Raw genomic sequence first — 24,985 nt, 5'->3', positions numbered from 1 at the left:
TTGCTTGCCCAGGATGATCAGGCCCGGTTGCTCCTTGGCCACCAGCGCGTTGAGCAGCTTGGCCACGGCCAGGGGCTGCAGTTCGAGGTCGGCGGGGGTTTCGACCAGGATGGCCCGGTCCGCACCGATGGCCATGGCCGTGCGCAGGGTCTCCTGGCACTGGGCCACGCCGCAGCTCACCGCGATCACCTCGGTGGCCACGCCTTTTTCCTTCAGGCGCACCGCTTCTTCGACGGCAATCTCGTCAAAGGGGTTCATGCTCATCTTGACGTTGGCGATGTCCACACCCGTGTTGTCCGACTTCACCCGGACCTTCACGTTGTAGTCCACCACGCGTTTGACGGGGACGAGAATCTTCATGTTGCTTCCTCTTGAATGAATGCTTTGTTCAGTCGAGCTGGGCGCCAGACTGCTTGACCAGACGCTCCCAGACGGGAAATTCGCGTTTGTAGAATGTACCGAATTGTTCGGGGGTGTTGCCCACTGCCATGAAACCCATGGACGCTATGCGCTCCTTAACGTCGGGTAGCGCGCAGACCGCGCGCACCTCGCTCGAGATGCGTTGCACGATGTCCACCGGGGTTTTGGCCGGTGCTGCCATGCCCACCCAGCCCGAGGTGCGGTACACCTCGTCCTTGAGCCCCTGTTCAGGGAGTGTGGGCACGTTGGGCAGCACGGTCATGCGCTGCTCTCCTGTGACGCCGATGGCCTTGAGCTTACCCGTTTCAATGTGGGGTTTGGCGCCCAGGGCGCTGGCAAAAGCCAATTGAATCTGCCCGCCAATCAAATCCTGCAGCATCGGGGCCTCGCCCTTGTAGGCCACATGCGACATGTCAGCGTCCTGGGCCTGGCTCATGTAGGCGCCGGCCAGATGAGCCTGGGAGCCCACGCCCCAGGACCCATACGACAGCTTGCCCTTGTTCTTGGCCATGTAGGCCATCAGCTCGGCCCCGTTGCTCACCGGCAGGCCGGCATTGACGACCAACACCGTGGGCGCATTGGCGATCAGCGACACCAGCGCCAGATCGCGCTGGGCGTTGTAGGGCATCTTGGTGTACAGGAACTGGTTGATCAGCAGCGAGGTGCTCAGCGACAGCACCAGGGTGTAGCCATCGGGCGCGGCCTTGGCCACGGCATCGGTGCCCAGGATGCCTGCGGCACCGCCCCGGTTGTCGATCAGCACCGGCTGGCCCAGGCGCGAGGACAGCTTCTCGCCGATCACGCGGGCCACCGTGTCGGTGGCGCCCCCCGCATTGAAGGGCACGATGATCTTGACCGGCTTGGTGGGCCAGGGCTCGGCGGCACGCAAGGGCATGGCCCCGGCCAGGAGCAGCCCGGCGGCGCCGGCCTGCCCCAGCCAGTGGCGGCGGGTGCTGTGATGGATGTCTTTCATGATGTCTCCTTTTTTGAATTCTTGGGGCCTGATGCTCAGCCTTGCCAACGCACCTTGACGGGCAGGCGCTCCAGGGCGGTGGCCAGGGCCTGGGCCCAGGCCTCTGGGGCCTCCCCATTCGCGGGCGCCACAAGCCAGCCCTCGGCTGAATGTTCGATGCGCAGCTCAGGGGCCTGGGCTAGGCCGGCCTCGGTCGCACATTGGCGCGCCAGGTCCTCGATCACGGCCCGGGTGGCCAGGGCGCGCAGATCGGGCTTGAAGATCTTGCCCACGTTGGTCATGGGCATCTGATCGAGCACGGTGATGTGGCGCGGCCGGGCCGGCGCCTCGTCCACGCGGCTGGCGGCAAAGGCCAGCAGCTCCTGCTCGGTGACGCTCTGGCCGGGCACCAGCGTGACGTACACCACCGGCAGCTCACCCGCGTAGGCATCAGGCGCCCCCACGGCGGCGCTGAGCTGCACGGCCGGGTGGGCCGCCACCGCGTCTTCGATCACCTTGGGGTCGATGTTGTGGCCGCCGCGGATGATCAGGTCCTTGGAGCGGCCCGAGATGTTCAGGCGCCCCTCCTCATCCACAAAGCCCAGGTCGCCCGTGGCCAGCCAGCCATCCGCGGTGAAGGCCTTGGCGGTGTCGGCCGGGTCCAGAAAGCCCGAGAACAGGTTGGGCGACTTGAACAGGATCATGCCGGGCTGACCTGCGGGCAGGTCCTCGTTGCTGGCGTTGCCGCTGGCGTCCAGGCGCACGATGCGCATCTGCACGAAGGGCAGCGCAAAGCCCACGCAGCCCGCCGGCCCCACCACGCCGGGCGGCGTGATGGTGGAAATGCCCGCCATCTCGGTCATGCCCAGCGATTCGTGCACCTGCAGGCCGAACTGCTGCTGGTAGCGCAGCGCCAGCTCAGGCGGCATGGGGGCGGCGCCTGTGCGGGCATAGCGCAGCGAAGAAATGTCGGCCCCGTCGAGCGGCACATTGGCCAGCGCGGCCAACACCGTGGGCACGGCCGACAGCACGGTGCTGCGGTAGGTCTGCACCAGCTTCCAGTAGTTCTGGATGACGGCGCGGTTGCGCATCAGGCTGGTGGTCGGAATGATGGTCTCGGCCCCGGCCGAGCAGGCGCTCAGGGCACCGGCCAGCACGCCGGCCACATGGAACAGGGGGTAGCCGTTGATGGTCACGTCCTTCGGGCCCATGCCCTGCACCTGGATGCCGGCCCAGGCCGAGAACACCTGTGCCCCATGGCTGTGCCGCGCCAGCTTCGGAGCGCCCGTGGTGCCCCCGGTGTGGAAATAGGCCGCGATGTCGGTGGGCTGGATCTCGCGCCCGCTGAGCAGGCGGTCATCGGGCTGAGCCGCGATCAGCTGGCGGAAGCACTGCACGCCTTCGGGCAAGGCCGGTGTGTCCACTTCGTCGTGCGGTGGCACACGCAACACGGTGCGCAAGGTCGGTACCTGGTCCAGCAGGTGCCGGGCCTTGGTCCAGTAGCCGGCCTCGGCATCGGCACCATAGGCGATCAGCACCCTGGCCTGGGCCGCATGGAGCAGCGACACCAGCTTCTCGTCACTGAGCAAGGGGTTCAGTGGCTGCACGATGCCTGCGGCACCACCGCCCCACAGGGCCAGGTGGTACTCCAGGCAACCCGGCAGCAGCACGGCCACCGCGTCGGTGGGCTCAAAGCCCAGGCTGTGCAGCGCGTTGGCGGTCTGGTGGATGCCGGCCAGCAGTTGACGGTAGCTCCAGCGGATCGGGGCATCGGCCGGGTCGGCCGTGCGCAGAAAGGTCAAGGCAGTCTTGTCACCAAAGGCGGCCGCCGAATTGCAGAAGATCTCGTAGGTGCTGCGCACCGGCAAGGCCTCGGCCAAAGGGCGGGCCTGCTCGATGCGCAGGATGTCGGCGCGGCTGCGCACCGGGTGGGCTTGAGAAAAAGGCGGGTGGATCACAGGCATGGAAGCTGGAAAAAGAAGTGGACAAGGGCCAAGACAGAACCCGGCAAGTTAAAGCCGGATGAGCCAACCGTCTGTCGTTTACGAGACCCCGATCATGATGGTTTCAGGCACGCATTCACTCGAGTGCAATGCCTTTGTCGCGGATCACCTTGCCCCACTTGGCGTCGTCCTGTTGAACGCGCTGGGCCATCTGCTCAGGCGCCTGGAAGCGACTGAAGGTGCCGGCCTGCAGAAGTTTGTCCTGCGTTTCCTTTTCGGCCAGGATGGCCTTGACCTCGTCGGCCACGCGGTTCACCACCTCTTTGGGGGTGCCGGCCGGGGCCATCAGGCCACCCCAGGACACGGCATCAAAGCCTGTGATGCCCTGTTCGGCCACGGTCTTCACCTCGGGCAGCATGCTCACGCGCTGGGGCGAGCCCACCGCGATGGCGCGCAGCTTGCCCGAACGGATGTGCGGCAAGGCGGCCACCAGATCGGCATACATCATCGGCACCTGGCCGCCCAGCAAGTCGGTGATGGCGGGCACGCCGCCCTTGTAGGGCACGTGCTGCATGTCGAAGCCGCCGAGCTGCTTGAGCAGCTCCATGCTCAGGTGGCCGAAGCTGCCGGCGCCCGAGCTGGTGTAGTTGATCTGGCCGGGCTGGGCCTTGGCCTTGGCGATCAGCTGCGCCAGCGTGTTCACATCAGGCAGCACCGTGGGGTTGACCACCATCACGATGGGCAGGTCGTACACCGTGGCCACGGGGCTGAAATCTTTCACGATGTCGTAGCCGGCCTTCTTGTACAGGTGCGGCGCCAGCAGCGTGGGGGTGGCCAGCATCATCAGGGTGTAGCCGTCGGCCGGGCTCTTGGCCACGGCCGCCGCGGCGATCGAGCCCGAGGCACCGGCCCGGTTCTCGACCACCACGGGCTGCTTCAGGCGCTCGGCCAGGCGCTGGCCCACGATGCGCGAGGCGGTGTCGGTGGGCCCCCCGGGTGGGAAGGGCACGATCAGCTTGATCGGGCGGCTCGGAAAGCTCTGTGCCAGGGCCACGGCGCCCAGGGTGTGGGCGGCCAGCAGCCCGCTCAGCAGGCCCAGCGCCCAGCGGCGGCCCAGGGGCATTCCGGCGCCCCAGGCGCCAGCAGACATCTTGCTCATGAAACAGTCTCCGTCGGCAGGCTGGGGCCGGGTGGCCCGCCTGCCTTTGTTGCAATCAGAAAGGGGCAGAAAAAGAGGTTCAGAGCACGCCGCGGGCCTTGAGGTCGGCCACGCGGGCCGCATCCAGGCCCAGCAGCTCACTCAGCACATCCTGCGTGCCCTCGCCCAGCACCGGTGGGGGGCGGCGCACCGGCAGACGCTCGCCATCCAGCCGATACGGCGGCGCCAGCACGGCCATGCTGCCGGCCACCGGGTGCGGCTGCTCGGTCACCAGGCCGCCGCGCACGGCGCGCTCGGAGGTCAGGGCCTCGTGCAGGCCCAGCACCTCGCCGCAGGGGATGCCCACCGCAGCCAGGCGCTCCAGCAAAAGCTTGCGTGGGCGGGCCTTCAGTTCGGCCAGCAACTGGGGCACCAACTCGTCGCGGTTGGAGCCGCGGCCCAGGTTGGTCTTGAAGCGCTCGTCGCTGGCGATGTCAGGGCGGTCGATCACGTCGCGGGCAAAGCGCTCGAACTGGGCGTTGTTGCCCACGGCAATCACCAGCGGGCCGTCGGCCGCGTCGAACACGCCGTAGGGCACGATCGAGGGGTGGGCATTGCCATAGCGCGGCGGGTCTTTCTGCTGCAGCAAGGCCTCCAGCCCGTAGTAGGCGGTGATCATCAGGCCGCAGTCGAACAGCGCCATCTCGATGTGCCGGCCCTGGCCGGTGCGCTGGCGCTCGAACAGGGCCGCCAGCACGGCCTGGGCCGAGTACATGCCGGTGAACATGTCGACCGCGGCCACGCCGAACTTCAACGGGGGCTGGGTGGCCTCACCGTTGAGCGCCATCAGACCGGCCTCGCCCTGCACCAGCAGGTCGTAGCCGGGGCGCGCGGCCTCGGGGCCGGTGCGGTCGTAGCCTGAGACCGAGCAGTAGATGAGATCGGGCTTGAGCGCCTTGAGCTGCTCGTAGCCCAGGCCCATGGTCTCGACATCGCCGTACTTGAAGTTCTGGATCACCACATCGCACTGCAGGGCCAGGTCGCGCACGATCTGCTGGCCCTCGGGGGTCTTGAGGTCGACCGTGACCGAGCGCTTGTTGCGGTTCACGCTGTTGAAGTAGGCGGTCTCGGTCTGCCCGATGCGCAGGCCCCAGTCGCGGGTGTCATCGCCGCGCTTGGGGTGCTCGACCTTGATCACCTCGGCGCCGAAATCGCCCAGCACCATGCCGCACCAGGGGCCGGCCAGCACGCGGGAGAGATCGAGCACACGGACGCCGGCCAGCGGCAGTCCAGAGGGGGAAGCGGTCATGGGTCTTGTCTCCGTCAAATCGTTGGGGTCAGCCGGGCTGGCGCAGTTTCACGAAGTCAGGTTTGCGCTTGTCGAGAAAGGCACCGATGCCCTCCAGCGATTCTGCACTGCCCTGGGCCCGCACCATGTGCTGGGCCTCCAGGTCAAGCTGCTCTTCGAGCGTGGCCTGGGGCGCGGAGCGGCACAGGGCCTTGATGGCGGCATTGGCCTGCAGCGGGCCGCTGGCCACCTGCCGGGCCAGGTGCACGGCCTGGGCCAGCGCGTCGCCCGCTTCGGTGAGGCGGTTGACCGCCCCCAGGGCGTTCAGGCGTTCGCCGGTGATGCGCTCGCCGGTCAGGCACAGCTCGGTCAGCACCTGGCGCGACACGAACTCGGCCAGGAAGGCGGTGGCGCCACCATCGGGGGTGAGCCCCACCTTGACATAGGCCACCGAGTAGATGGCGTCGCGGGCACTGACCAGCAGGTCGCAGGCCAGGGCGATGGACAGGCCGGCCCCGGCGGCCGCGCCCTCCACCGCCGCCACCACCGGCTTGGGGCAGTCGCGCAGGGTGCGGATCAGGTCGTGCAGCCCTTCCAGGCGCTCGCGGCGCTCGGTCTCGGGCAGTTCGCGGCGCTTGATCAGTTGGCGCAGGTCGCCGCCCGAGCAGAACATGCCACCCGCACCGGTCAGCACCACGGCACCGACCGAATCATCGGCGGCGGCCTGTTGCAACGCTGCGGTGAGCGCGGCATAGAACTCGGGTGACAGCGCGTTGCGCACGGCCGGGTTGTTGTGCGTGAGCACCAGCACCGCGCCGTCGCGCTGCTGCAGCAGGATGTCGGTGCTGCTCATGCCACGCTCCGGCCCAGCGCGATGTAGCGCTGCAGGTGGTGGTCTTCATCGCCCAGCTGGTGGTCGATCATGACCAGGCGCTTGGCGTAGTGGGCCAGGGGCAGCTCCCAGGTCATGCCGATGCCGCCGTGCATCTGCACCGCTTCTTCGGCCACCCGGGCCCCGATGCGCCCGATGCTGAACTTGGCGGCCGACAGCGCGCGCTCGCGCGTCAGGCGATCGGCGTCCATGGCGGCAGCGGCATTGATCACGGCCGAGCGGGCCTGTTCGATCTCCAGCAGCACATCGGCCATGCGGTGCTGCAAGGCCTGGAAGCTGCCGATCGGCACGCCGAACTGCTTGCGCGTCTGCAGGTACTCGAGTGTGTACTGCTTGGCCACGTCCATGGCGCCCACAGCCTCGGCGCACAGCGCCAGCAGGCCCCAGCCGATGGCCAGCTCGAGCGTGGCAAAGCCCTGCCCTGCCACGCCCAGCAAGGCGTCGGCGCCCAGCTGCACGCCTTGCAGCGTGACTTCGGCAGCCCGCCCGCCGTCGATGCGGCCGTAGCTGCGCAGATGCACACCGGCGGCATCGGCCGGCACCAGGAACAGCGAGAGGCCGTCTTCGGACTCGATGTCGTCCGACACCCGGGCGCTGACCAGCAAGAGCTGCGCGGCCTGGGCCTGCAGCACCACGGCCTTGGCGCCGTCCAGCTGCCAACCGGTGGCGGTGGGCGTGGCCCGGGTGGCCACGCGCGACAGCTCGTAGTGGTTGCCAGGCTCGTCGTGTGCCAGGGCGGCCACGGTGCTGCCGTCGATCAGGCCGGCCAACGCCGCCTGCTGCGCCGGGCTGCCGGCCGCAGCCAGGGCCCGGCCCACGATCAGCGCGCCCAGAAAGGGTTCGACCACCAGGCCACGGCCCAGGCTTTCGAACACCACACTGACGTCAAAGCCCGCGCCGCCGAAGCCACCCACGCCTTCGGGGAACAAGGCGCCCAGGGCGCCGATCTCGGCCAGTTGTTGCCAGACGGCGGTGCTCAGGCCCTGCTCGCTGCCCGCCACCTGCTTGCGCACCTCGAAGGGGTATTGCTCGGTGATGAAGCGGTTCAGGGTGTCCGCCAGCATGCGGCGGTCTTCGGTGTGTTCAAAGTTCATCGCGGTGTCCCTTGCTTCACAGGCCCAGGATCATCTTGGAGATGATGTTCTTCTGGATCTCGTTGGAGCCGCCGAAGATCGACAGCTTGCGGTTGTTGAAGTAGATGGCGGCCGCCTGGGCGGCCTCGGCCGGGCCCACGGGCTCGTCGGCATAGCCTTCGTACATGGCCTCTTCGATGAAGGGCAAGGCGTAGGGGCCCATGGCCCGGCGCGTGAGCGAGGTGAGCTCTTGCCGGATCTCGGTGCCGCGGATCTTCAGCATCGAGCTCTCGGCGCCCGGCACGCCACCACCGGCCACGGCGGCGATCACGCGCAGGTTGGTGGTCTTCATGTTCTCGAGGTCGATCTCGACCTTGGCCAGGCGGGTGGCAAAGGACGGGTCTTCGATCAGGGGTCGGCCATGGCGCTGCACCTTGGCAGCGATGCGCTTGAGCCGCTCAAGTGCGGCCACGCTGAAGCCCACGCCCGCGATGTTGGTGCGCTCGTAGGTCAGCAGGTACTTGGCGTAGGTCCAGCCCTTGTTCTCTTCGCCCACCAGGTTGCCCACGGGCACCTTGACGTCGGTGAAGAAGACTTCATTGACCTCGTGCTCACCGTCCAGCGTGATGATGGGCCGCACTTCCACGCCAGGGCTGTTCATGTCGACCAGCAGGAAGCTGATGCCCGACTGCTGCTTGGCCTCTTTGTTGGTGCGCACCAGGCAGAAGATCATGTTGGCGTGGTGACCCAGCGTGGTCCAGGTCTTCTGGCCATTGACGATGTAGTGATCCCCCTCGCGCACGGCCGTGGTCTTGACCGAGGCCAGGTCCGAGCCCGAGCCGGGTTCGGAATAGCCCTGGCACCACCAGTCGTCGCCGTTCAGGATGCGCGGCAGCCAGTATTGCTTCTGGGCTTCGCTGCCGTACTTGATCAGCACCGGGCCCAGCATGTTGACGCCGAAGGGCACGATGCGCGGCGCACCGCCCACGGCACATTCGTGCTCGAAGATGAACTTCTGCACCGCGTTCCAGCCCGGGCCGCCGTACTGCGTGGGCCAGTGGTTGGCCAGCCAGCCGCGCTCGTTGAGCAGGGTGTGCCACTCCACCGAGTCGTCCCGGGTCAGGCGCAGGCCGGCCTTGACCTTGTCGCGCAGGCGGGCGGGCAGCTTGTCGCGCAGAAAGCCCTGCACTTCGGCGCGGAAGGCTTCTTCTTCAGGGGTGAAATTCAGGTCCATGAGGGCTCCGGGATCAGAAGATTTCGAACAGGCCGGCAGCGCCCATGCCACCGGCGATGCACATGGTGACCACGGCCCACTTGGCCTTGCGGCGGCGGCCTTCGAGCAGCACATGGCCGGTCAGGCGGGCGCCGGTCATGCCGAAGGGGTGGCCGATGGAGATGGCGCCCCCGTTGACGTTGAGGCGCTCATCGGGGATGCCCAGCTTCTGCTGGCAGTAGATGGATTGCGAGGCAAAGGCCTCGTTGAGCTCCCACAGGTCGATGTCCTCGACCTTGAGACCGTGGCGGGCCAGCAGCTTGGGCACGGCGAACACCGGGCCGATGCCCATCTCGTCGGGCTCGCAGCCGGCAATCGCCAGGCCCCGGAAGGCGCCCAGGGGCTGCAGGCCCAGGCGCTCGGCCTCGGCGGCTTCCATCAGCACGCAGGCCGAGGCACCATCCGACAGCTGCGAGGCATTGCCGGCGGTGATGAACTTGTCGGGGCCATTGACCGGGGCCAGCTTGGCCAGGGCCTCGTAGGTGGTGCCGCGGCGGTTGCAGTTGTCGGCGGTGGCGGTCACCTCTTGCTTCGTGACTTCCTTGGTCTCTTTGTTGACCACGGCCATGGTGGTGGTGCAGGGCACGATTTCTTCGGCGTAGCGACCGGCCAGTTGGGCCTCTTCGGTCTTGCGCTGGCTCTCGGCCGAGAAGCGGTCTTGCGCCTCGCGGCTGATGCCGTAGCGCTGGGCCACGATGTCGGCGGTCTCGATCATCGACAGGTAGAGATCGGGCTTGTGCTCGACGATCCAGGGGTCCAGCGTGAGCTGGGCGTCGTCGCGGCTCTTGATGCCCGAGATGCTTTCCACGCCACCGGCAATCATCGCCGGCACGCCCTCGGCCACGATGCGGCCCGCCGCCATGGCGATGGCCTGCAGGCCCGAGGCACAGAAGCGGTTGACGGTGGTGCCGCCGATGCTCAGCGGCAGGCCCGCGCGGATGACGGCTTGGCGGCCGATGTTGCGGCCGGTGATGCCCTCAGGGTAGCCGCAGCCCAGGATGGCGTCTTCAATCAGGGCCGGGTCGATGCCCGAGCGCTCGACCGCCGCCTTGACGGCAAAGGCGGCCAGCGTGGGGCCGGGGGTGATGTTGAACTCGCCGCGATGCGACTTGGTGAGCGGGGTGCGGGCGGTGGAAACAATGACGGCTTGGCGCATGGTGAGTCTCTCTTGAAAAGTTGGGTTCAGGCTGGCTCTGACTTATTCGGGCTTGTTCAGCGAGTCGAAATTGGCACCCTTGGCGACCAGTTCCACCAGCAGGGGCGAGGGCTTCCAGAACAGCGGGTCTTCCTTGGCGAAGGCTTCGATGTCAGCCAGGATCCGCGGCAGGCCCACCATGTCGGCGTACTTCATGGGGCCACCGCGGAAGCGCGGAAAGCCGTAGCCGTAGACAAAGGTCACGTCCACATCGAGCGGGCGCAGCGCGATGCCCTGGTGCACCACGTTGGCCCCTTCGTTGACCATGGCGGCCATGTAGCGGCGCATGATTTCTTCGTTGCTGAAGGCGCGCGGCGTGATGCCGGCGCGCTCGCGCTCGGCGTCCACAATGGCCAGCACCTCGGGGTCGGGGCTGCCGACGCGGGCGCCGTTGGGGTACAGGTAGTAGCCCCGGGCGGTCTTCTGGCCGAACCAGCCGCGCTCGCAGATGCGGTCGGCGATCTGCACGTAGCGGGCCTGCGGGTCGCGGGTGGCGGCACGGCGCTTGCGCGTGGCCCAACCGATGTCGCCGCCGGCCAGGTCGGACACCTGGAACGGCCCCATGGGGTAGCCAAAATCGCGCACGGCCTGGTCGATCTGGTAGGGCGAGGCGCCGTCTTCCATCATGTGGTCGGCGGCCGCCCGGTACACCGCCAGGATGCGGTTGCCGATGAAGCCATCGCACACACCGGCGCGCACCGGCACCTTCTTGAGCTTTTGCGCCAGCGCGAAGGCGGTGGACACCACATCGGCACTGACCCGGGCGGGCACCACGATCTCAAGCAGCTTCATGATGTTGGCCGGCGAGAAGAAGTGCAGGCCCACCACATCCTGCGGGCGGCTGACGCTGCCCGCGATCTCGTCGATGTCGAGGTAGGAGGTGTTGGTGGCCAGCACGGCGCCGGGCTTGCAGACGCGGTCGAGTTCGGCAAACACGGCCTTCTTGACGCCCATCTCCTCGAACACCGCCTCGATCACCAGGTCGACCTGGGCCAGTGCGTCATACGAGGTGCTGCCGCTGAAGCGGGCCATCACCGCGGCCTTGGCCTCGGGGCTCATGCGGCCCTTGGCGACCAGGCCGTCGTACACCTTCTCGACATTGGCGCGACCGCGCGCAATCGATTCGGCATCGCGCTCGACCATGGTGACCGGCAGGCCGGCATCGAGCACCGACACCGCGATGCCGGCACCCATGGTGCCGCCGCCCACCACCCCGATGGTGTTGAAGGGGCGCGGCTGGGCGGCCTTGGCCTCGGGCACCTTGACCACTTCGCGCTCGGCAAAGAAGGCATGGATCAGACCGGCCCGCTGCGGGCTGTCAATGCATTGCAGGAACAGCTCGCGTTCGCGCTTCATGCCTTCGTCAAAAGGCAGGTCAAGGGCGCCTTGCACGGCTTCGATGATCTTGAGGGGGGAGAACAGGCCCTTGCTCTTCTTGGCGGTGTCGACCTTCAAGGCGTCGAGCTGGGCCTGGGCGGCGGCCTTGTCGGCCAGCGCCAGCGCGTCGCAGCTGCGGCGCACCGGGGCCTGGCGGGCCAGCAGTTCGCCGGCATAGGTCAGGCCCTCGGTCAGCGCGTCGGCCGCGCTGCCCACGCGGTCGACCAGGCCCAGCTTGACGGCCTCATCGGCCCCGATGTGGCGCCCGCTGAGCATCAGCTCGACCGAGGCCTGGATGCCGGCCAGGCGTGGTGCCCGCTGGGTGCCGCCCGAGCCCGGGATCAGGCCCAGTTGCACCTCGGGCAGGCCCAGCTTGCTGCCGGGCATGGCCACGCGGTAGTGCGCCGAGAGGGCGATTTCGAGCCCGCCGCCCAGGGCCGGGCCATGGATGGCGGCCACCACGGGCTTGCTGCACAGCTCGATGGTGCGGCACACCTCGGGCAGCGAGGGGGCTTGCGGCGGCTTGCCGAACTCGCGGATGTCGGCACCGGCGATGAAGGCGCGGCCCGCGCCCACGATCAGCACGGCCTGCACCGCGGGGTCGGCCTCGGCGGCCTCGATGGCGGCCTTCAGGCCGGCGCGCACCGCCACGCCCAGGGCGTTGACGGGGGGGTTGTCCACGGTGGCCACCAGCACAGCGCCGCTGCGGGTGGTCTTGACGGCTTCGGTCATGGGTTTTGTCTCCGGAGGCTATGAAATGGCAAGCCAATGACAAGCAGTTGGCAGGCAGGAGGCTGGCAGATGAATCCGCCACAGCCAGCGATTGTTGTGGCGACAGTCATTCTTGACAATCCCATGAACCATTGACAGACTGTCAAACCATTTTGAACAACCACCCATCTGATGCACAGCCTGGACCTTGGCTCCCTCACCCTGCTGGTCGAGATCATCGATTCAGGCAACCTCAGCCAGGCGGCGCGCAAGCTCAAGATGAGCCGCGCCAACGTGAGCTACCACCTGAGCCAGCTGGAGAAGTCGGTGGGCGTGCAGCTGGTGCGGCGCACCACGCGCCGGGTGGAGCCCACCGAGGTGGGCATGCGGCTGTACGAGCATGGGCGCAGCATCGTCAACGAACTGCTGGCCGCCCGCGAGACCATCAACACCCTGGGTCAGGGCCTGCAGGGCCGTGTGGGCCTGAGCGTGCCCAGCGGCTATGGGCAGATGGTGATGTCGCCCTGGCTGATCGAGTTCAAGCGCCTGTACCCCGGCATCGTGCTCGATGTGATGTTCGAGAACCGCGTGGACGATCTGGTGCGCGACGGCGTGGACATCGCCATCCGCGTCATGCCCGAGCCGCCGCCCCAGCTGGTGGCGCGCGACCTGGGCCCGGTGCGCTACCTGGCCTGCGCCTCACGCGGCTGGCTTGAGGCGCATGGCCGCCCATTGACGCTGGAGCAGCTGCGCACCGCCCCGTTGATCACCTCCGGGGTGGTGGGCCGGCAATTGCGCCTGCGGGCCTATCTGGAGGGGGTGCGCGAAGAGATCACGCTGGAGCCGACGCTGATCTCGGAGCATTTTCCGTTTCTGCGCGACGGCATCCTGGCCGGGCTGGGGGTGGGCCTGGTGCCCGACTACGTGGTGCAGGACGCAGTGGACAGCGGCGAGGTGCAGACCCTGTTCGACGAATACCGGCTGAGCATCTTCGGCACCGGCATGTACCTGCTGTACATGCCCAACCGGCACCAGACCCGTGCCGTGCGCACCTGCATCGACTTCATCCTGGGCAAGGCCATGCCGGGCCACAGCCCGCCGGAGACGGCCAGCGCGACCTGATCCAGAGGGGCTCAGCGGCCCACCAGGTGGCGCACGGCGTGCATCAACTCGGTGGGCGAAAAAGGCTTGGTGAGGTAGCCGCGGGCCCCGGCGTCGCGCGCCTGGTCCACATCGGTCTTTTTGTCGAGGGCCGACAGCATCAGCACCGGGATGCCGGTCAGCTCGGGGTCCATGGTCACGGCCTGGCACACCTCGTGGCCTGACATGCCGGGCATCATCACGTCGCAGATGATCATGTCGGGGCGGCGCAGGTGCGCCATCTCCAGCCCCTCGGCCCCGTGGGTGGCTTCGACCACGTCGAAATCCTCGAACTCGAGCGTCATGCGCAGCAGGCGTCGGATGTCGTCGTTGTCATCAATGATCAGCACCACTTTGCTGAGGCTCATGCTCTGGATTCCGGTTGAATGTCTGGGACCGAACTGAATCGGGCTGGGGGATTTTAAGGCGGCTTTGCAGGCGGCCACTGCGCGAACCCCGCAATACAGGGCAAGTCCTGAGGCAGGGCAGTCACCCTCCTAAGTTCAAGATAACTGGGATATTCTGCAGGTCAAGCGGTACCAATGGGGTGCCGTCCCCCCAACACACCGCATGATCGACCCCAGCCGAACTGCTCTTGTGCTCAGCGGAGGCGGCGCCCGCGCCGCCTACCAGGTGGGCGTTCTCAAGACCCTGGCCGCCCTGCGCCGCGAGGCCGTGGGCGAGGCGGACAGCCGGGTCAACCCCTTCGGCATCATCGTCGGCACCTCGGCCGGCGCCATCAACAGCGCCGCCCTGGCCTGCCATGCCGACGACTTCAACGACGCCGTGGCCCGCATCACCGAGGTATGGGCGCACTTCCGCGCCGAGGACGTGTACCGCGCCGACATGCTGGGCGTGGCCCGCAACGGCGCCCAATGGCTGACCATGCTCTCGATCGGCTGGGCGCTGGCGCGCTGGCGGCGCTTTCGCCCGCGCTCGCTGCTCGACAACAGCCCCCTGATCGGACTGCTGCAACGCGTGGTGCCGATGGAGCGCCTGCCCGCCATGCTGGCACGGCGCCATGTGCATGCCCTGGCCGTGACCGCCTCCAGCTACAGCACGGGCGAGCACGTCACCTTCTACAACTCGACCCAGCCGATCGAACCCTGGGTGCGCTCGCAGCGCCTGGCCGTGCCCACGGCCTTGTCCCATGAACACCTGCTGGCCTCGGCGGCCATTCCGTTTGTGTTTCCGGCCCAGCGCCTGTTCAGCGAGGGCCGCTCGGCCTGGTATGGCGACGGCACCATGCGCCAGACCGCGCCGCTGTCGCCCGCCATCCACCTGGGGGCGCAGCGCATGCTGGTGATCGGCGCCGGCCGCATGCACGAACCCGCCGCCCAACGCCTGCCCGACCGGCGCTACCCCAGCCTCGCGCAAATTGCAGGCCATGCCATGTCGAGCATTTTTCTGGACGCCATGGCGGTGGACATCGAGCGCCTGGCGCGCATCAACCGCACCCTGTCACTGCTGCCGGCGCAGGCGCTGGAGAACACGCCGCTGCGCCCGGTGGAATGTCTGGTGATCGCCCCCAGCCAGCGCCTGGACGACATCGCCGCCCGCCACCTGGACGCCCTGCCCGGGCCGGTGCGCACGCTGTTGCATGGGGCCGGTGTCAGCAAGGCCGGGCCGCAGGCCCAGGGCTCGGCCCTGGCCAGCTACCTGCTGTTCGAGGCCTCTTACACCCACGCGCTGATGGCGCTGGGTGAGGCCGACACGCTGGCCCGGCGCGAGGAGGTGGCCCGGTTTTTCGGCTGGCCGCAGCGGCGGCTGGCGCAGCCGATCGTGTGAACCCGTGGTCGGAACCGAGGGCCTGAACGCTCAGGCCTCAGGCTCTTCTTCAGGCGGCGCGTCCCACAGCGCGATCTGGGCGCGCAGGCCGGCCGACACGGGGCGGGCCCGGTCCACCGACTTGATCAGGCGCTCGAAATCCGAGCCCGGCGCCACGCAGCTGCGCGGCACCTTCTTGCCCGGAAACGTGTCGGGGTAGACGCCGTCGGCCAGCGGGCGCACCCGCAGGCGCAGGCCGCGCTTGACCATCAGCTCGCGGGCGTACAGCTCGGCCAGCTGCTCCAGCGTGACCCAGCCCGAGCGCACCTTGTCTTCACCCGAGCCGCGCAGGCTCAGCATCACCTCGAACAGGCCGGCGTGTTCGCCCTCCGGCTCGGCAAAGGGGTGCACCGTGAAGGTGACCGGCTCGCTGACCTTGCGGCCCTTGTAGACGTGTTCGATCGCGATGTCGGTGAGGATCATGGTTGGGGCTCCTGCTCGGTGTCGTCGGCCTCATCTTCGCCGTCGCCGCCGTGCCCGTCCAGACCCGCAGCCAGGGCCGCTTCGCGCTTGGACACCCAGCCTTCGGGCCGGGGCGGGCGCTGCGCGGCGCGGGCCAGCACCTCGACATAGGCCTGGGTGGCACCGCCCTTGGCGATGGCATCGACCTGGCCGATCAGGGCCGACAGCAGCACCACCTCGGCGCTGTCCTTGTCGGCGCCGATGCGGCAGTCGAAATCCCAGAAATCAGCGCCCTCGGGCAGGTCGCGGCGACGCTCGCGCTTGAGGTATTTGCGGATGTCGTGCTTGACCGATTCGAGCACCCGGTCGGGGTGGCGGCCTTCAGCCTGGAAACTGTATGTTTTTCTCACAAGAGCCCTTCAGATGCCAGCAACGGCCCCCTGTGGGCGGTGCTGGCCAAGGGCGCGATTATGCGACCTGCGCCATCTCGGAGGATTGCAAGGCCCCCAAAAGCAGCGGCAACACCGCCGGCATGCTGCGCTCGTTCCAGACCAGATGCACCTCCGAGCGGATGTCCGACGGGGGCAGCAGGTGGTAGGCCACGCCGGCCACGCCGCTGCCGGCCAGCGCCTGCGGCACCAGGGCCCAGCCCATGCCCTTGCCGACCAGGGCCACCACGCTGAGCCAGTGCCGCACCTCGTGGCGCACGCGCGGCTGCAGGCCCAACTGGCCCGACAAGGTGAGCACGCGCTCGTAGTAATCAGGCGAGGCCCCGCGTGAGAACAGCACCAGGGGCTCGCTGGCCAGGACCGCCAGGTCCACCCCCTGCGGCCCACCGGCCGGGTGGGCCTCGGGCAGGCAGGCCACAAAGGGCTCGGACATGTACAGCGAGCGGCTCAGATCCGGCGGCACGCGGGCGGTGTGCACAAAGCCCAGATCGATGCTGCCGCGGGCCATGGCCTCGAGCTGCTGGGCCGAATTGAGCTCGATCAGCTCGGTCTGCACCTGCGGGTGCAGGGCCTGGAAGGCCTGCAGGCGCTCGGGCAGGCCACGGAACAGCATGGAGCCGACAAAGCCGATGCGCACCCGCGCCGTGACGCCCTGGGCCACATCGCGCGCCCGCTGGGTGGCGGCTTCGGTCTCGGCCAGCACCCGCGCGGCCGACTGGCGGAACACCTCGCCCGCCGGGGTCAGCTTGACGCCATGGCTGTTTCGCTCCAGCAGCTGCACCCCCAGGGTCTGCTCCAGCTGCTTGATGTTGAAGCTGAGCGGCGGCTGGGCGATGTGCAGGCGCCGCGCCGCGCGGCCGAAGTGCAGTTCATCGGCCAACACCAGGAAGTAGCGCAGGTGGCGCATTTCAACGGCCATACAAATTTCAGATCGGATCAGTGAAATTCAATATTAGACACAACAGTCCGCGCTTTGAACAATGCCGCATCCCCTGCCCTGGAGCCCGACCCATGAACGCCCGCCTGCCCCAAGCTCTTCAAACGCCTCCCACCGAACACCCGGTGCCCGATCGCGCCGGCACCAACGCCTACCTGGAAGACACCGAGCTGCAGCAGTTGCTGCCCCTGTACCTGCCGCCCGACCTGGCCGCCCACCTGCAGCCACACCTGGAGCGCCTGGGCGCCCTGGCCGGCGGCCGCCTCGACGAGCTGGCCCACAGCGCCGACCAGAACCCGCCCACCCTGCAGCTGCGCACCCGCACCGGGCTGGACCAGGAACGCATCCTCAAGCACCCCGACTACATCGAGATGGAGCGGCTGGCCTTCAGCGAATTCGGCCTGGCCGCGATGTCGCACCGCGCCGGCGTGCTGGGTTGGCCCCAGCCCATGCCGGCGGCCGCCAAGTACGCGCTGAGCTACCTGTTCGTGCAGGCCGAGTTCGGCCTGTGCTGCCCGCTGTCGATGACCGACTCGCTGACCCGAACCCTGCGCAAGTACGGCGAGCCGGCCCTGGTGCAGCGCTACCTCGACCGCCTGGTGACGCAAGACCTCGATGCCCTGACCCAGGGCGCCATGTTCATGACCGAGCAAGGCGCCGGCTCGGACGTGGCGGCCACCAGCACCGAAGCCCGCCCCGACCCCGAAGACCCGCAGGCCTGGCGCCTGCATGGCGACAAGTGGTTCTGCTCCAACCCCGACGCCGGCCTGGCCATGGTGCTGGCGCGCCACCAGGGCGGCCCGGCCGGCATGAAGGGCGTGTCGCTGTTCCTGCTGCCGCGCGAGCTGCCGGACGGCAGCGCCAATGCCTACCGCATCATCCGCCTCAAGGACAAGCTGGGCACCCGCTCGATGGCCAGCGGCGAGATCCGCCTCGAAGGCGCCAAGGCCTGGCTGGTGGGCGAGCTGGGTCGCGGCTTTGCCCAGATGGCCGACATGGTGAACAACTCGCGCCTGTCCAACGGCATGCGGGCCGCCGGCCTGATGCGCCGCGCCGTGGCCGAGGCCCTGCACATCGCCCGGCATCGCCAGGCCTTTGGCCGCCACCTGATCGACATGCCGCTGATGCAGCGCCAGTTGGCCAAGATCCTGCTGCCCGCCGAAGAGGCCCGCAGCATGGTGTTCCAGACCGCCGACGCCCTGCGCCGCGCCGACGCAGGCGAGCCCGGTGCCTACGCCCTGACCCGGCTGCTGACGCCGCTGATCAAGTTCCGCGCCTGCCGCGACGCGCGGCGCGTGGCCGGCGACGCCATGGAGGTGCGCGGCGGCTGCGGCTACATCGAGGAATGGGGCGACCCGCGCATCGTGCGCGACGCCCACCTGGGCTCGATCTGGGAGGGCACCAGCAACATCGTGGCCCTGGACGTGATGCGCGCCATCCGGCGCGAGGGCTCGCTGCCGGTGTGGCAGGCCCATGTGCGGCAACTGATCGCCGACAGCCAGTGGCACCCCGCCGCCCAGGCCCGGCTGCTGGGCCTGGTGGAGCAGGCCAGCACCCTGGCCCTGGCCGCCACCGAGCGCGAGCACGAAGCCCTGACCCGCCAGGCCGCCTCGGCGCTCTACCACCTGAGCGCAGCCGCCGCCATGGGCTGGGAGGCCAGCCGCACCGGCTCGGCGCGCCGCATGCTGATGGCCCAGCTGGTGCTGCTGCACCGCCTGCTGCCACACGACCCGCTGCAAGGCCCCACGACGGCCTCCGTTGACCTGGGCCCCTTGTTCGACCCCACGCCCTCGACCGGCGGTGTGGCCCGCGTCAACCTGTGGTCTGACAGCTGAGCGCCCCCCCAAAAACAACAGGAGACAAGCCCCATGACCCCCACGACCCACCCCCTCAACCGGCGCCTCAACCGGCGCCAGTCCTTGCGGCAGCTGAGCCTGCTGGCCGCCCCGACGCTGCTGCTGTCCAGCCTGCCCGCCGGGGCCCAGGGCAACCCACAGCCCGTCACGCTGGTGGTGCCGTTCTCGCCCGGCGGCCCCACCGATGCCATGGCCCGCACCCTGGCCAATGCGCTCAAGCCCTTGCTGGGCCAGAGCGTGCTGGTGGACAACCGGCCCGGTGCCGGCGGCAACATCGGCGCCGAGGTGGTGGCCCGCGCCGCCCCCAATGGCAACACCCTGCTGTTCGGCACCTCGGGCCCCCTGGCCATCAATGTGAGCCTGTACAGCAAGATGGGCTACGACCCGATCAAGAGCTTTGCGCCCGTGATCCGCATCGGCCACCTGCCCAATGTGCTGGTGGTGCACCCGGGCCTGCCGGCCAAAAACGTGAGCGAACTGATCGCCCACGCCAAGGCCAACCCGGGCAAGCTGAGCTATGCCTCGTCGGGCAATGGCGCCAGTTCGCACCTGGCGGGGGTGCTGTTCAACATGCGTGCCGGCACCGACATCCAGCACGTGCCCTACAAGGGCACGGGCCCGGCACTGAACGACCTGCTGGGCGGCCAGGTGTCCATGGCCTTCACCGATGTACTGACCGCCCTGCCCCACATCAAGGCCGGCAAGCTGCGCATCCTGGGCGTCACCTCGGCCACCCGCTCCAAGAGCCTGCCCGAGGTGCCCACGCTGCAGGAGCAGGGCCTGAACCCGTTTGACGTCAGCGTGTTCTTCGGCATCGTGGTGCCGGCCGGCACCCCGCCCGAGACCATCCAGCGCCTGAACACCGCCCTGGTGCAGGCCCTGAACCAGCCCGAGGTGCGCCAGACCCTGGAGGCCCAGGGCCTGGAGATCGCCACCCAGACCCGCCCCGAGCAACTGGGCCAGTTCATCCGCAGCGAGGTGGCGCTGTGGCGCGAGGTGGTGAAAGCCTCGGGGGCCCAGCTCGATTGAGCGCCCCGCCAACGATTTCAGGGAGACACGACATGACCACACCATCCTCACAGAACGCCCCCAACCGCCGTCAGTGGCTGAGCATGGCCCTGGCCGCCACCGCCACCATCACAGGCCCGGCCCTCGCGCAAAGCACCGCCTTCCCGACCAAGCCCATCACCCTGCTGGTGCCCTACGGGGCCGGCGGGCCCACCGACCAGCACCTGCGTGCGCTGGCCGAGGTGGCGGGCCAGCAGCTGGGCCAGCCGGTGGTGCTGGACAACCGCCCCGGGGCCAACGGCACCAATGCCGCCGCAGCCCTGGCGCGTGCCGCGGCCGACGGCTACACCCTGGCCATCCTGCCGGCCTCGGTGTACCGCGAGCCCTTCATCAACAAGGTGCCCTACGACCCGGCCACCACCTTCAGCTACCTGTTGCTGCTGTCCGACTACACCTTTGGCCTGGCCGTGCCCGCCAACGCGCCCTGGAAGACCTGGGCCGACTTTGCGGCCGACGCGAAGCGCCGCCCCGGCAAGATCAATGTGGGTGCGGCCGGCGCCATCGGCACCCCGCGCATCGTGATGGACGAGATCGCGGCCGCCGCCGGCATCGAACTCAACATGGTGCCCTACAAGGGCGATGCCGACATCACCGCCGCCTTGCTGGGCGGGCACCTGGACGCAGCCCCGCTGTCGGGCGTGGCCATGCCGCACATCGAGTCGGGCAAGCTGCGCTACCTGGTCATGCTGACCGAAAAGCCCCTGCCCAACGACAGCAAGACCCCCACCCTGGTCGACAGCGGCATCCCGCTGTGGATCGACTCGCCCTACGGCCTGGCCGCCCCACGCGGCCTGCCCCCCGAGCGGGCCCAGCGGCTGCATGACGCCTTCAAGAAGGCCCTGGAGTCGCCGGCCAGCCAGAAGGTGATGGCGCAACTCAACCAGCGGGCCAACTACCTGGGCCCCACCGAGTACCGCGCCTACGCGATCCAGACCCTGGCGCGCGAGAAGACCCGGGTGGCCCGCCTGCGCGAGCGCGGGCAACTGGACTGAACACCCATGCCAGCCCCGTTTGACGAAGGCACCCTGTTCGGCCACCCCATCGCCCTGGCCCGCCTGTTCGGGCTGCGCGGCGAACAGATCGGTGACGACCGGGCCCGCGTGCGCCTGCCGCACCGGCCCGACTTCAGCAACAGCCGCGGCGACGTGCATGGCGGCGCCCTCAGCGCGCTGTTCGACTCGGTGCTGGCCTGTGCCGTGCGCGCCCACGAGCCGCTGCGCTGGGGCGTGGTCACCGTCGACCTGAACGTGCACTTTCTGGCCAGCTGCCGCGGCGACGTGGTGGCCGAGGCACGCTGCGACCAGCGTGGCCGCAGCCTGTGCTTTGCCCGTGGCGAAGCATATGACGACAGCGGCCGCCTGCTGGCCACCGCCACCGGCACCTTCAAACTGGTCGAGCGCCAACCCGACCCGACGCCCTCCGCCTCCCCCACCCCATCCACACCCGACAGGCCCTGCCCATGAACACCCCCCACCCCTCAGCCCCTCCCGCCTCAGCCCATCCGGCCCCAGGCGCGCTGGCCGGCGTGCGCGTCATCGATGTCTCGCGTGTGCTGGGCGGCCCCTACTGCGGCCAGATCCTGGCCGACCACGGCGCCGATGTGCTCAAGATCGAGCCGCCGCAGGGCGACGAGACCCGCGCCTGGGGCCCGCCCTTCGAAAACGGCGTGGCCTCGTATTACATGGGCCTGAACCGCAACAAGCGCGGCATGCGACTGGACCTGAGCTTGCCCGAGGGGCGGGAGCAACTGCTGGCCCTGCTGGCCGATGCCGATGTGCTGCTGGAGAACTTCAAGACCGGCACGCTCGAGAAATGGGGCCTGGGGTATGAGGCCCTGGCCGAGCGCTTTCCGCGCCTGGTGCACGCGCGTGTCAGCGGCTTTGGCGCCGACGGGCCGCTGGGCGGGCTGCCCGGCTACGACGCGGCCATCCAGGCCATGAGCGGCCTGATGAGCGTGAACGGTGAAGTGGGCGCCGAGCCCCTGCGCGTGGGCCTGCCGGTGGTGGACATGGTGACCGGCCTGAACGCGGTGATCGGCATCCTGCTGGCCCTGCAGGAGCGCCAGCGCAGCGGCCGCGGCCAGTTTGTGGAGGCGGCGCTGTACGACTGCGGCCTGTCGCTGCTGCACCCGCACGCGGCCAACTGGTTCGGTGATGGGCGCGTGCCCACGCGCACCGGCAACGCCCACCCCAACATCTACCCCTATGACGCCTTTCCCACCGCCAGCACGCCGGTGTTTCTGGCGGTAGGCAACGACCGGCAATTTCAGCAACTGTGCCGGGTGCTGGGCCAGCCGGCCCTGGGGCAGGACCCGCGCTACGCCACCGCGGGCCAGCGCTCGGTGCACCGCGCCGAGCTGCGTGCCGCCTTGCTGCCCCTGCTGGCCCAACACGCGGGCGAGGCCCTGGTCGAGCAGTTGATGGCCCAGGGCGTGCCCAGCGCGCCCATCCTCGATGTGCCCCAGGCGCTGAGCCACCCGCACACAGCCCACCGCGGCATGACCGTGAGCCTGCCCGGCGGCTACCGCGGCCTGGGCTCGCCCATCAAGCTGAGCCGCACACCGGCCACCTATCGAATGCCACCGCCGGCCGATGTCTGAGGCCTTGCTGCGCTTGGCAGAGCCCCTTCACCCCGGCTCCAAGCGCTTCAAATGTTCCAAAAAGCAAGAGTGAGGCTTGAATTTGTAACCAAAACGGCCATCCGCCTCATTTGTTCACTTATGGCTTATTGGACGGACTATGGTGAAACCAGGGCGCTGAATCGCAGCCCCACCCGACTCGCCATGAACCAAGGAAGACACCCATGACCACCACCCGTCGCATGTTCCAGACCCTGGCCCTCACCGGTGCGGCCCTGCTGGCCACCGGCCTGAGCGCGCCCGCCGCATGGGCCGCCGACGCCAGCGCCCTGAGCCAGCAGGCGCAGCTCAGCCTGCAACAGCTGTACAAGACCCGCCCGGGCTCGGAAGCCCTGGCCAAGAGCGCCAAGGCCATCCTGGTGTTCCCCAAGATCATCAAGGCCGGCTTGATTTTCGGCGGCGCCTATGGTGAGGGCGTGCTGTACGAGAACGGCCTGCCCAAGGGCTTCTACAACTCGGTCACCGGCTCTTTCGGCTGGCAGGCCGGCGCCCAGTCGTATGGCTATGTGGTCTTCCTGATGAACGACAAGGCGGTCAAGTACCTGCACCAGTCGCAAGGCTGGGAGTTCGGCGTGGGCCCGACGGTGGTGCTGGTGGATGAGGGGGTGGCCCGCAACCTGAGCACCACCACCCTGAAGAACGATGCCTATGCCTATGTGTTCGACCAGGAAGGCCTGATGGCCAGCCTGAGCCTGGAGGGCACCAAGATCTCGAAGATCAAGCCCTGACCGGGCCTGGGTTCAACGCGCGGCGTAGGCGTCGCGCAGCTCGCGCTTGAGCACTTTGCCGATGGCGCTGCGCGGCAGCTCGTCGATCAGATGCAATGCGGCCAGGCGCTGGGTCTTGCCCACGCGCCCGTTGAGCCATTGGCGCAGCGCCTCGGCGGCCACATCGACACCGGGCTGCAGCACCACAAAGGCCACCGGGGTCTCGCCCCATTCGACCGAGGGCATGCCCACCACCGCGGCTTCGGCCACGGCCGGGTGGCTGCGCAGCAAGGCCTCGAGATCGCTGGGGTAGATGTTGAAGCCGCCCGAGATGATCATGTCCTTCTTGCGGTCGAACAGGCTCAAGAAGCCATCGGCATCGAAACGGCCCACGTCGCCCGTGCGGATGAAACGTTTGCCATCGGGCGCGAACCATTCGGCCTCGCGCGTCTTCTCGGGCTGGCCGTGGTAGCCGGTCATCATGCCGGCCGAATGGCCCACCACCTCGCCGGCCTCGCCCGGGGGCACTTCCTGACCGGCTTCGTCGATCAGGCGGATGTCGTGCCCCTCGGCTGGCTGACCCACGGTGTGCAGTTTGTCGGGGTTCAAGTGCGCATTGAGGATGCAGGTGCCGCCGCCCTCGGTCATGCCATAGAACTCGACCAGACCGCCGGGCCAGCGGGCCAGCACGTCGGCCTTGAGCTCGGCGTGGAAGGGCGCGCTGGTGCAGAACTTCATGTGGGTGGCGCCCAGGTCGTGGGCATCGAAGTCGGGCCGTGCCATCAGGCGCTGGTACTGCACCGGGACCAGCATGGTGTGACTCATGCGGTGCTGCTGGGCCAGACGCAGGTAGGTGGCAGCGTCGAACTTGGGCATCAGGAACACGCTGCCGCCGAAAGCCAGCGTGGGGAAGAACACCACCAGGGTGGTGTTCGAGTACAGCGGGGTGGACAGCAGGGTCAGCGATTCGGGCCCGTAACCATAGACTGCCCCCCGGCTCACGTGGGCCGAGCGCATGCCATGCGACTGCACGATGCCCTTGGGCGTGCCCGTGGTGCCCGAAGAATAGATGATGTTGAAGGGCCAGGCCGGCTCGATCTCGACCCGGGCCGGGCGGGCATCGGCACCTGCCAGCCAGTGGGCCAGCGGCGTGCCCACCGGCGAGCCATCGAGCGCGATGCGCGGCACCCGGCCCAGGCCGGCATCGGCCACCGTGGCGGCCGCGGCAGCGTCGGTGAACAGCAGGCGGGCGCCGGCGTCGTCGATCATCCGGGCCAGGGCCTCCGGTGTGCTGCCAGGGGCCAGCGGGGCCACCACCACCCCGGCGCGCAAGGCCCCCAGGAACACGGCAGCGTAAGGGATGGAGCTGCTGGCACACACGGCAATCGCCTGGCCGGGCTGCACGCCGTCACGCTGCAGGGCCACCGCCACCTGGTCCATGAGCCGGTCCAGCTCGCCGTAGCTCAGGGCCTGGGTGGCGCCGCCCTGCTCTTCCAGCAGGGCCCGCCGGCCCGGCTCCACCAGGGCGTGGGCGCGGATCATGTCGGGAATGGACTGGAAGGCCGCGGCAGCGGGCGAAGAGGCAGTGGTGGGGGTCATGGGTGTACGGGGGCAAAGGAGGCGAAATGATAAGGAGCGCCCCCCCGATCCGCCCTGTCGCAACAGCGACTGAGCCGCGCCACCAACGGGCCAGCCCCGG

23 protein-coding genes are annotated in these 24,985 nt (G+C 68.7%); 8 read left to right on the top strand and 15 right to left on the bottom strand.

What is annotated here, in order from left to right; genetic code table 11:
* From L880_RS0118700 to L880_RS0118655, 10 genes are all read right to left on the bottom strand, one after another.
* The coding region (locus L880_RS0118700; RefSeq protein WP_027476966.1) for an electron transfer flavoprotein subunit beta/FixA family protein at nucleotides 1-360 on the bottom strand (360 nt) is incomplete at its 3' end.
* 28 nt (nucleotides 361-388) lie between these two features.
* Nucleotides 389-1,393: a Bug family tripartite tricarboxylate transporter substrate binding protein gene (locus L880_RS0118695; RefSeq protein ID WP_027476965.1), complete on the bottom strand. Its 1,005-nt coding sequence runs from the start codon at nucleotides 1,391-1,393 to the stop codon at nucleotides 389-391.
* Nucleotides 1,394-1,428: 35 nt separating this feature from the next.
* Entirely contained in the window at nucleotides 1,429-3,336 is a 1,908-nt protein-coding gene (locus L880_RS0118690; RefSeq protein ID WP_051443423.1) for an acyl-CoA synthetase, read from the bottom strand.
* Nucleotides 3,337-3,451: 115 nt separating this feature from the next.
* Complete coding sequence (locus L880_RS0118685; protein ID WP_027476963.1) at nucleotides 3,452-4,438, bottom strand: Bug family tripartite tricarboxylate transporter substrate binding protein; 987 nt, start codon at nucleotides 4,436-4,438, stop codon at nucleotides 3,452-3,454.
* A gap of 115 nt (nucleotides 4,439-4,553) precedes the next feature.
* The gene (locus L880_RS0118680; RefSeq protein ID WP_027476962.1) at nucleotides 4,554-5,762 is read right to left on the bottom strand and encodes a CaiB/BaiF CoA transferase family protein; all 1,209 of its coding nucleotides are present in this window, start codon (nucleotides 5,760-5,762) and stop codon (nucleotides 4,554-4,556) included.
* Nucleotides 5,763-5,790: 28 nt separating this feature from the next.
* Nucleotides 5,791-6,594: an oxepin-CoA hydrolase, alternative type gene (locus L880_RS0118675; protein WP_027476961.1), complete on the bottom strand. Its 804-nt coding sequence runs from the start codon at nucleotides 6,592-6,594 to the stop codon at nucleotides 5,791-5,793.
* Nucleotides 6,591-7,727 carry an acyl-CoA dehydrogenase family protein gene (locus L880_RS0118670; protein ID WP_027476960.1) on the bottom strand — a complete coding sequence of 379 codons (1,137 nt, stop codon included), beginning with the start codon at nucleotides 7,725-7,727 and terminating at the stop codon, nucleotides 6,591-6,593. The genes L880_RS0118675 and L880_RS0118670 overlap by 4 nt, the downstream gene beginning before the upstream one ends.
* Before the next feature lie 16 nt (nucleotides 7,728-7,743).
* The gene (locus L880_RS0118665; protein ID WP_027476959.1) at nucleotides 7,744-8,940 is read right to left on the bottom strand and encodes an acyl-CoA dehydrogenase family protein; all 1,197 of its coding nucleotides are present in this window, start codon (nucleotides 8,938-8,940) and stop codon (nucleotides 7,744-7,746) included.
* Nucleotides 8,941-8,953: 13 nt separating this feature from the next.
* On the bottom strand, nucleotides 8,954-10,135 hold the full coding sequence (locus L880_RS0118660) for an acetyl-CoA C-acyltransferase (protein ID WP_027476958.1): 1,182 nt from the start codon (nucleotides 10,133-10,135) through the stop codon (nucleotides 8,954-8,956).
* 42 nt (nucleotides 10,136-10,177) lie between these two features.
* On the bottom strand, nucleotides 10,178-12,283 hold the full coding sequence (locus tag L880_RS0118655; RefSeq protein ID WP_027476957.1) for a 3-hydroxyacyl-CoA dehydrogenase NAD-binding domain-containing protein: 2,106 nt from the start codon (nucleotides 12,281-12,283) through the stop codon (nucleotides 10,178-10,180).
* A 180-nt stretch (nucleotides 12,284-12,463) separates the two neighbouring features.
* Between L880_RS0118655 and L880_RS0118650 the strand changes: the two genes are divergently transcribed.
* Complete coding sequence (locus L880_RS0118650; RefSeq protein ID WP_027476956.1) at nucleotides 12,464-13,384, top strand: LysR family transcriptional regulator; 921 nt, start codon at nucleotides 12,464-12,466, stop codon at nucleotides 13,382-13,384.
* 11 nt (nucleotides 13,385-13,395) lie between these two features.
* Here L880_RS0118650 and L880_RS0118645 read toward each other — a convergent pair whose 3' ends face one another.
* Complete coding sequence (locus L880_RS0118645; RefSeq protein ID WP_019573111.1) at nucleotides 13,396-13,770, bottom strand: response regulator; 375 nt, start codon at nucleotides 13,768-13,770, stop codon at nucleotides 13,396-13,398.
* A 202-nt stretch (nucleotides 13,771-13,972) separates the two neighbouring features.
* Between L880_RS0118645 and L880_RS0118640 the strand changes: the two genes are divergently transcribed.
* Nucleotides 13,973-15,190, top strand: a complete 1,218-nt coding sequence (locus tag L880_RS0118640; protein WP_043329909.1) for a patatin-like phospholipase family protein — start codon at nucleotides 13,973-13,975, stop codon at nucleotides 15,188-15,190.
* A 30-nt stretch (nucleotides 15,191-15,220) separates the two neighbouring features.
* On the opposite strand, the gene L880_RS0118635 is transcribed toward L880_RS0118640, so the two are convergent.
* The 3 genes from L880_RS0118635 to L880_RS0118625 are packed head-to-tail and all read right to left on the bottom strand — an operon-like array spanning nucleotide 15,221 to nucleotide 16,999.
* A complete protein-coding gene (locus L880_RS0118635) occupies nucleotides 15,221-15,652 on the bottom strand; it encodes a hypothetical protein (RefSeq protein WP_027476953.1) in 432 nt (143 codons plus the stop codon).
* Entirely contained in the window at nucleotides 15,649-16,041 is a 393-nt protein-coding gene (locus L880_RS32860; protein WP_051443422.1) for a DUF6172 family protein, read from the bottom strand. The genes L880_RS0118635 and L880_RS32860 overlap by 4 nt, the downstream gene beginning before the upstream one ends.
* A gap of 58 nt (nucleotides 16,042-16,099) precedes the next feature.
* Entirely contained in the window at nucleotides 16,100-16,999 is a 900-nt protein-coding gene (locus tag L880_RS0118625) for a LysR family transcriptional regulator (RefSeq protein WP_027476952.1), read from the bottom strand.
* 92 nt (nucleotides 17,000-17,091) lie between these two features.
* On the opposite strand from L880_RS0118625, the gene L880_RS0118620 reads away from it, so the two are divergent.
* The 6 genes from L880_RS0118620 to L880_RS0118595 all read left to right on the top strand — a co-directional run bounded on the left by L880_RS0118620 (nucleotide 17,092) and on the right by L880_RS0118595 (nucleotide 23,307).
* On the top strand, nucleotides 17,092-18,852 hold the full coding sequence (locus L880_RS0118620) for an acyl-CoA dehydrogenase family protein (protein WP_051443421.1): 1,761 nt from the start codon (nucleotides 17,092-17,094) through the stop codon (nucleotides 18,850-18,852).
* Between the two features lie 33 nt (nucleotides 18,853-18,885).
* On the top strand, nucleotides 18,886-19,902 hold the full coding sequence (locus L880_RS0118615; RefSeq protein WP_051443420.1) for a Bug family tripartite tricarboxylate transporter substrate binding protein: 1,017 nt from the start codon (nucleotides 18,886-18,888) through the stop codon (nucleotides 19,900-19,902).
* A gap of 32 nt (nucleotides 19,903-19,934) precedes the next feature.
* On the top strand, nucleotides 19,935-20,933 hold the full coding sequence (locus L880_RS0118610) for a tripartite tricarboxylate transporter substrate binding protein (protein ID WP_027476949.1): 999 nt from the start codon (nucleotides 19,935-19,937) through the stop codon (nucleotides 20,931-20,933).
* Between the two features lie 6 nt (nucleotides 20,934-20,939).
* Nucleotides 20,940-21,404: a PaaI family thioesterase gene (locus L880_RS0118605; protein WP_027476948.1), complete on the top strand. Its 465-nt coding sequence runs from the start codon at nucleotides 20,940-20,942 to the stop codon at nucleotides 21,402-21,404.
* Entirely contained in the window at nucleotides 21,401-22,540 is a 1,140-nt protein-coding gene (locus L880_RS0118600; RefSeq protein WP_051443419.1) for a CaiB/BaiF CoA transferase family protein, read from the top strand. The genes L880_RS0118605 and L880_RS0118600 overlap by 4 nt, the downstream gene beginning before the upstream one ends.
* 203 nt (nucleotides 22,541-22,743) lie before the next feature.
* Entirely contained in the window at nucleotides 22,744-23,307 is a 564-nt protein-coding gene (locus L880_RS0118595; RefSeq protein ID WP_027476946.1) for a lipid-binding SYLF domain-containing protein, read from the top strand.
* A gap of 12 nt (nucleotides 23,308-23,319) precedes the next feature.
* Here L880_RS0118595 and L880_RS0118590 read toward each other — a convergent pair whose 3' ends face one another.
* Nucleotides 23,320-24,885 (bottom strand): class I adenylate-forming enzyme family protein, encoded by a 1,566-nt coding sequence (locus tag L880_RS0118590; RefSeq protein ID WP_027476945.1) that lies wholly within the window; start codon nucleotides 24,883-24,885, stop codon nucleotides 23,320-23,322.
* Nucleotides 24,886-24,985: the final 100 nt, after the last annotated feature.

The sequence above is a fragment of the Curvibacter gracilis ATCC BAA-807 genome, assembly GCF_000518645.1.
GTDB lineage: Bacteria > Pseudomonadota > Gammaproteobacteria > Burkholderiales > Burkholderiaceae_C > Curvibacter > Curvibacter gracilis.
Note: the sequence above shows the minus strand (reverse complement) of the source record. Positions and strands in the feature narration are given on the sequence as shown.

What these genes read in the sequence shown, in the direction of transcription:
- L880_RS0118695 (WP_027476965.1), bottom strand. Translation starts at nt 1,393, where the DNA reads ATGAAAGACATCCATCACAGCACCCGCCGCCACTGGCTGGGGCAGGCC.
- L880_RS0118690 (WP_051443423.1), bottom strand. Translation starts at nt 3,336, where the DNA reads ATGCCTGTGATCCACCCGCCTTTTTCTCAAGCCCACCCGGTGCGCAGC.
- L880_RS0118685 (WP_027476963.1), bottom strand. Translation starts at nt 4,438, where the DNA reads ATGCCCCTGGGCCGCCGCTGGGCGCTGGGCCTGCTGAGCGGGCTGCTG.
- L880_RS0118680 (WP_027476962.1), bottom strand. Translation starts at nt 5,762, where the DNA reads ATGACCGCTTCCCCCTCTGGACTGCCGCTGGCCGGCGTCCGTGTGCTC.
- L880_RS0118675 (WP_027476961.1), bottom strand. Translation starts at nt 6,594, where the DNA reads ATGAGCAGCACCGACATCCTGCTGCAGCAGCGCGACGGCGCGGTGCTG.
- L880_RS0118670 (WP_027476960.1), bottom strand. Translation starts at nt 7,727, where the DNA reads ATGAACTTTGAACACACCGAAGACCGCCGCATGCTGGCGGACACCCTG.
- L880_RS0118665 (WP_027476959.1), bottom strand. Translation starts at nt 8,940, where the DNA reads ATGGACCTGAATTTCACCCCTGAAGAAGAAGCCTTCCGCGCCGAAGTG.
- L880_RS0118660 (WP_027476958.1), bottom strand. Translation starts at nt 10,135, where the DNA reads ATGCGCCAAGCCGTCATTGTTTCCACCGCCCGCACCCCGCTCACCAAG.
- L880_RS0118655 (WP_027476957.1), bottom strand. Translation starts at nt 12,283, where the DNA reads ATGACCGAAGCCGTCAAGACCACCCGCAGCGGCGCTGTGCTGGTGGCC.
- L880_RS0118645 (WP_019573111.1), bottom strand. Translation starts at nt 13,770, where the DNA reads ATGAGCCTCAGCAAAGTGGTGCTGATCATTGATGACAACGACGACATC.
- L880_RS0118640 (WP_043329909.1), top strand. Translation starts at nt 13,973, where the DNA reads ATGATCGACCCCAGCCGAACTGCTCTTGTGCTCAGCGGAGGCGGCGCC.
- L880_RS0118635 (WP_027476953.1), bottom strand. Translation starts at nt 15,652, where the DNA reads ATGATCCTCACCGACATCGCGATCGAACACGTCTACAAGGGCCGCAAG.
- L880_RS0118625 (WP_027476952.1), bottom strand. Translation starts at nt 16,999, where the DNA reads ATGGCCGTTGAAATGCGCCACCTGCGCTACTTCCTGGTGTTGGCCGAT.
- L880_RS0118620 (WP_051443421.1), top strand. Translation starts at nt 17,092, where the DNA reads ATGAACGCCCGCCTGCCCCAAGCTCTTCAAACGCCTCCCACCGAACAC.
- L880_RS0118615 (WP_051443420.1), top strand. Translation starts at nt 18,886, where the DNA reads ATGACCCCCACGACCCACCCCCTCAACCGGCGCCTCAACCGGCGCCAG.
- L880_RS0118610 (WP_027476949.1), top strand. Translation starts at nt 19,935, where the DNA reads ATGACCACACCATCCTCACAGAACGCCCCCAACCGCCGTCAGTGGCTG.
- L880_RS0118605 (WP_027476948.1), top strand. Translation starts at nt 20,940, where the DNA reads ATGCCAGCCCCGTTTGACGAAGGCACCCTGTTCGGCCACCCCATCGCC.
- L880_RS0118600 (WP_051443419.1), top strand. Translation starts at nt 21,401, where the DNA reads ATGAACACCCCCCACCCCTCAGCCCCTCCCGCCTCAGCCCATCCGGCC.
- L880_RS0118595 (WP_027476946.1), top strand. Translation starts at nt 22,744, where the DNA reads ATGACCACCACCCGTCGCATGTTCCAGACCCTGGCCCTCACCGGTGCG.
- L880_RS0118590 (WP_027476945.1), bottom strand. Translation starts at nt 24,885, where the DNA reads ATGACCCCCACCACTGCCTCTTCGCCCGCTGCCGCGGCCTTCCAGTCC.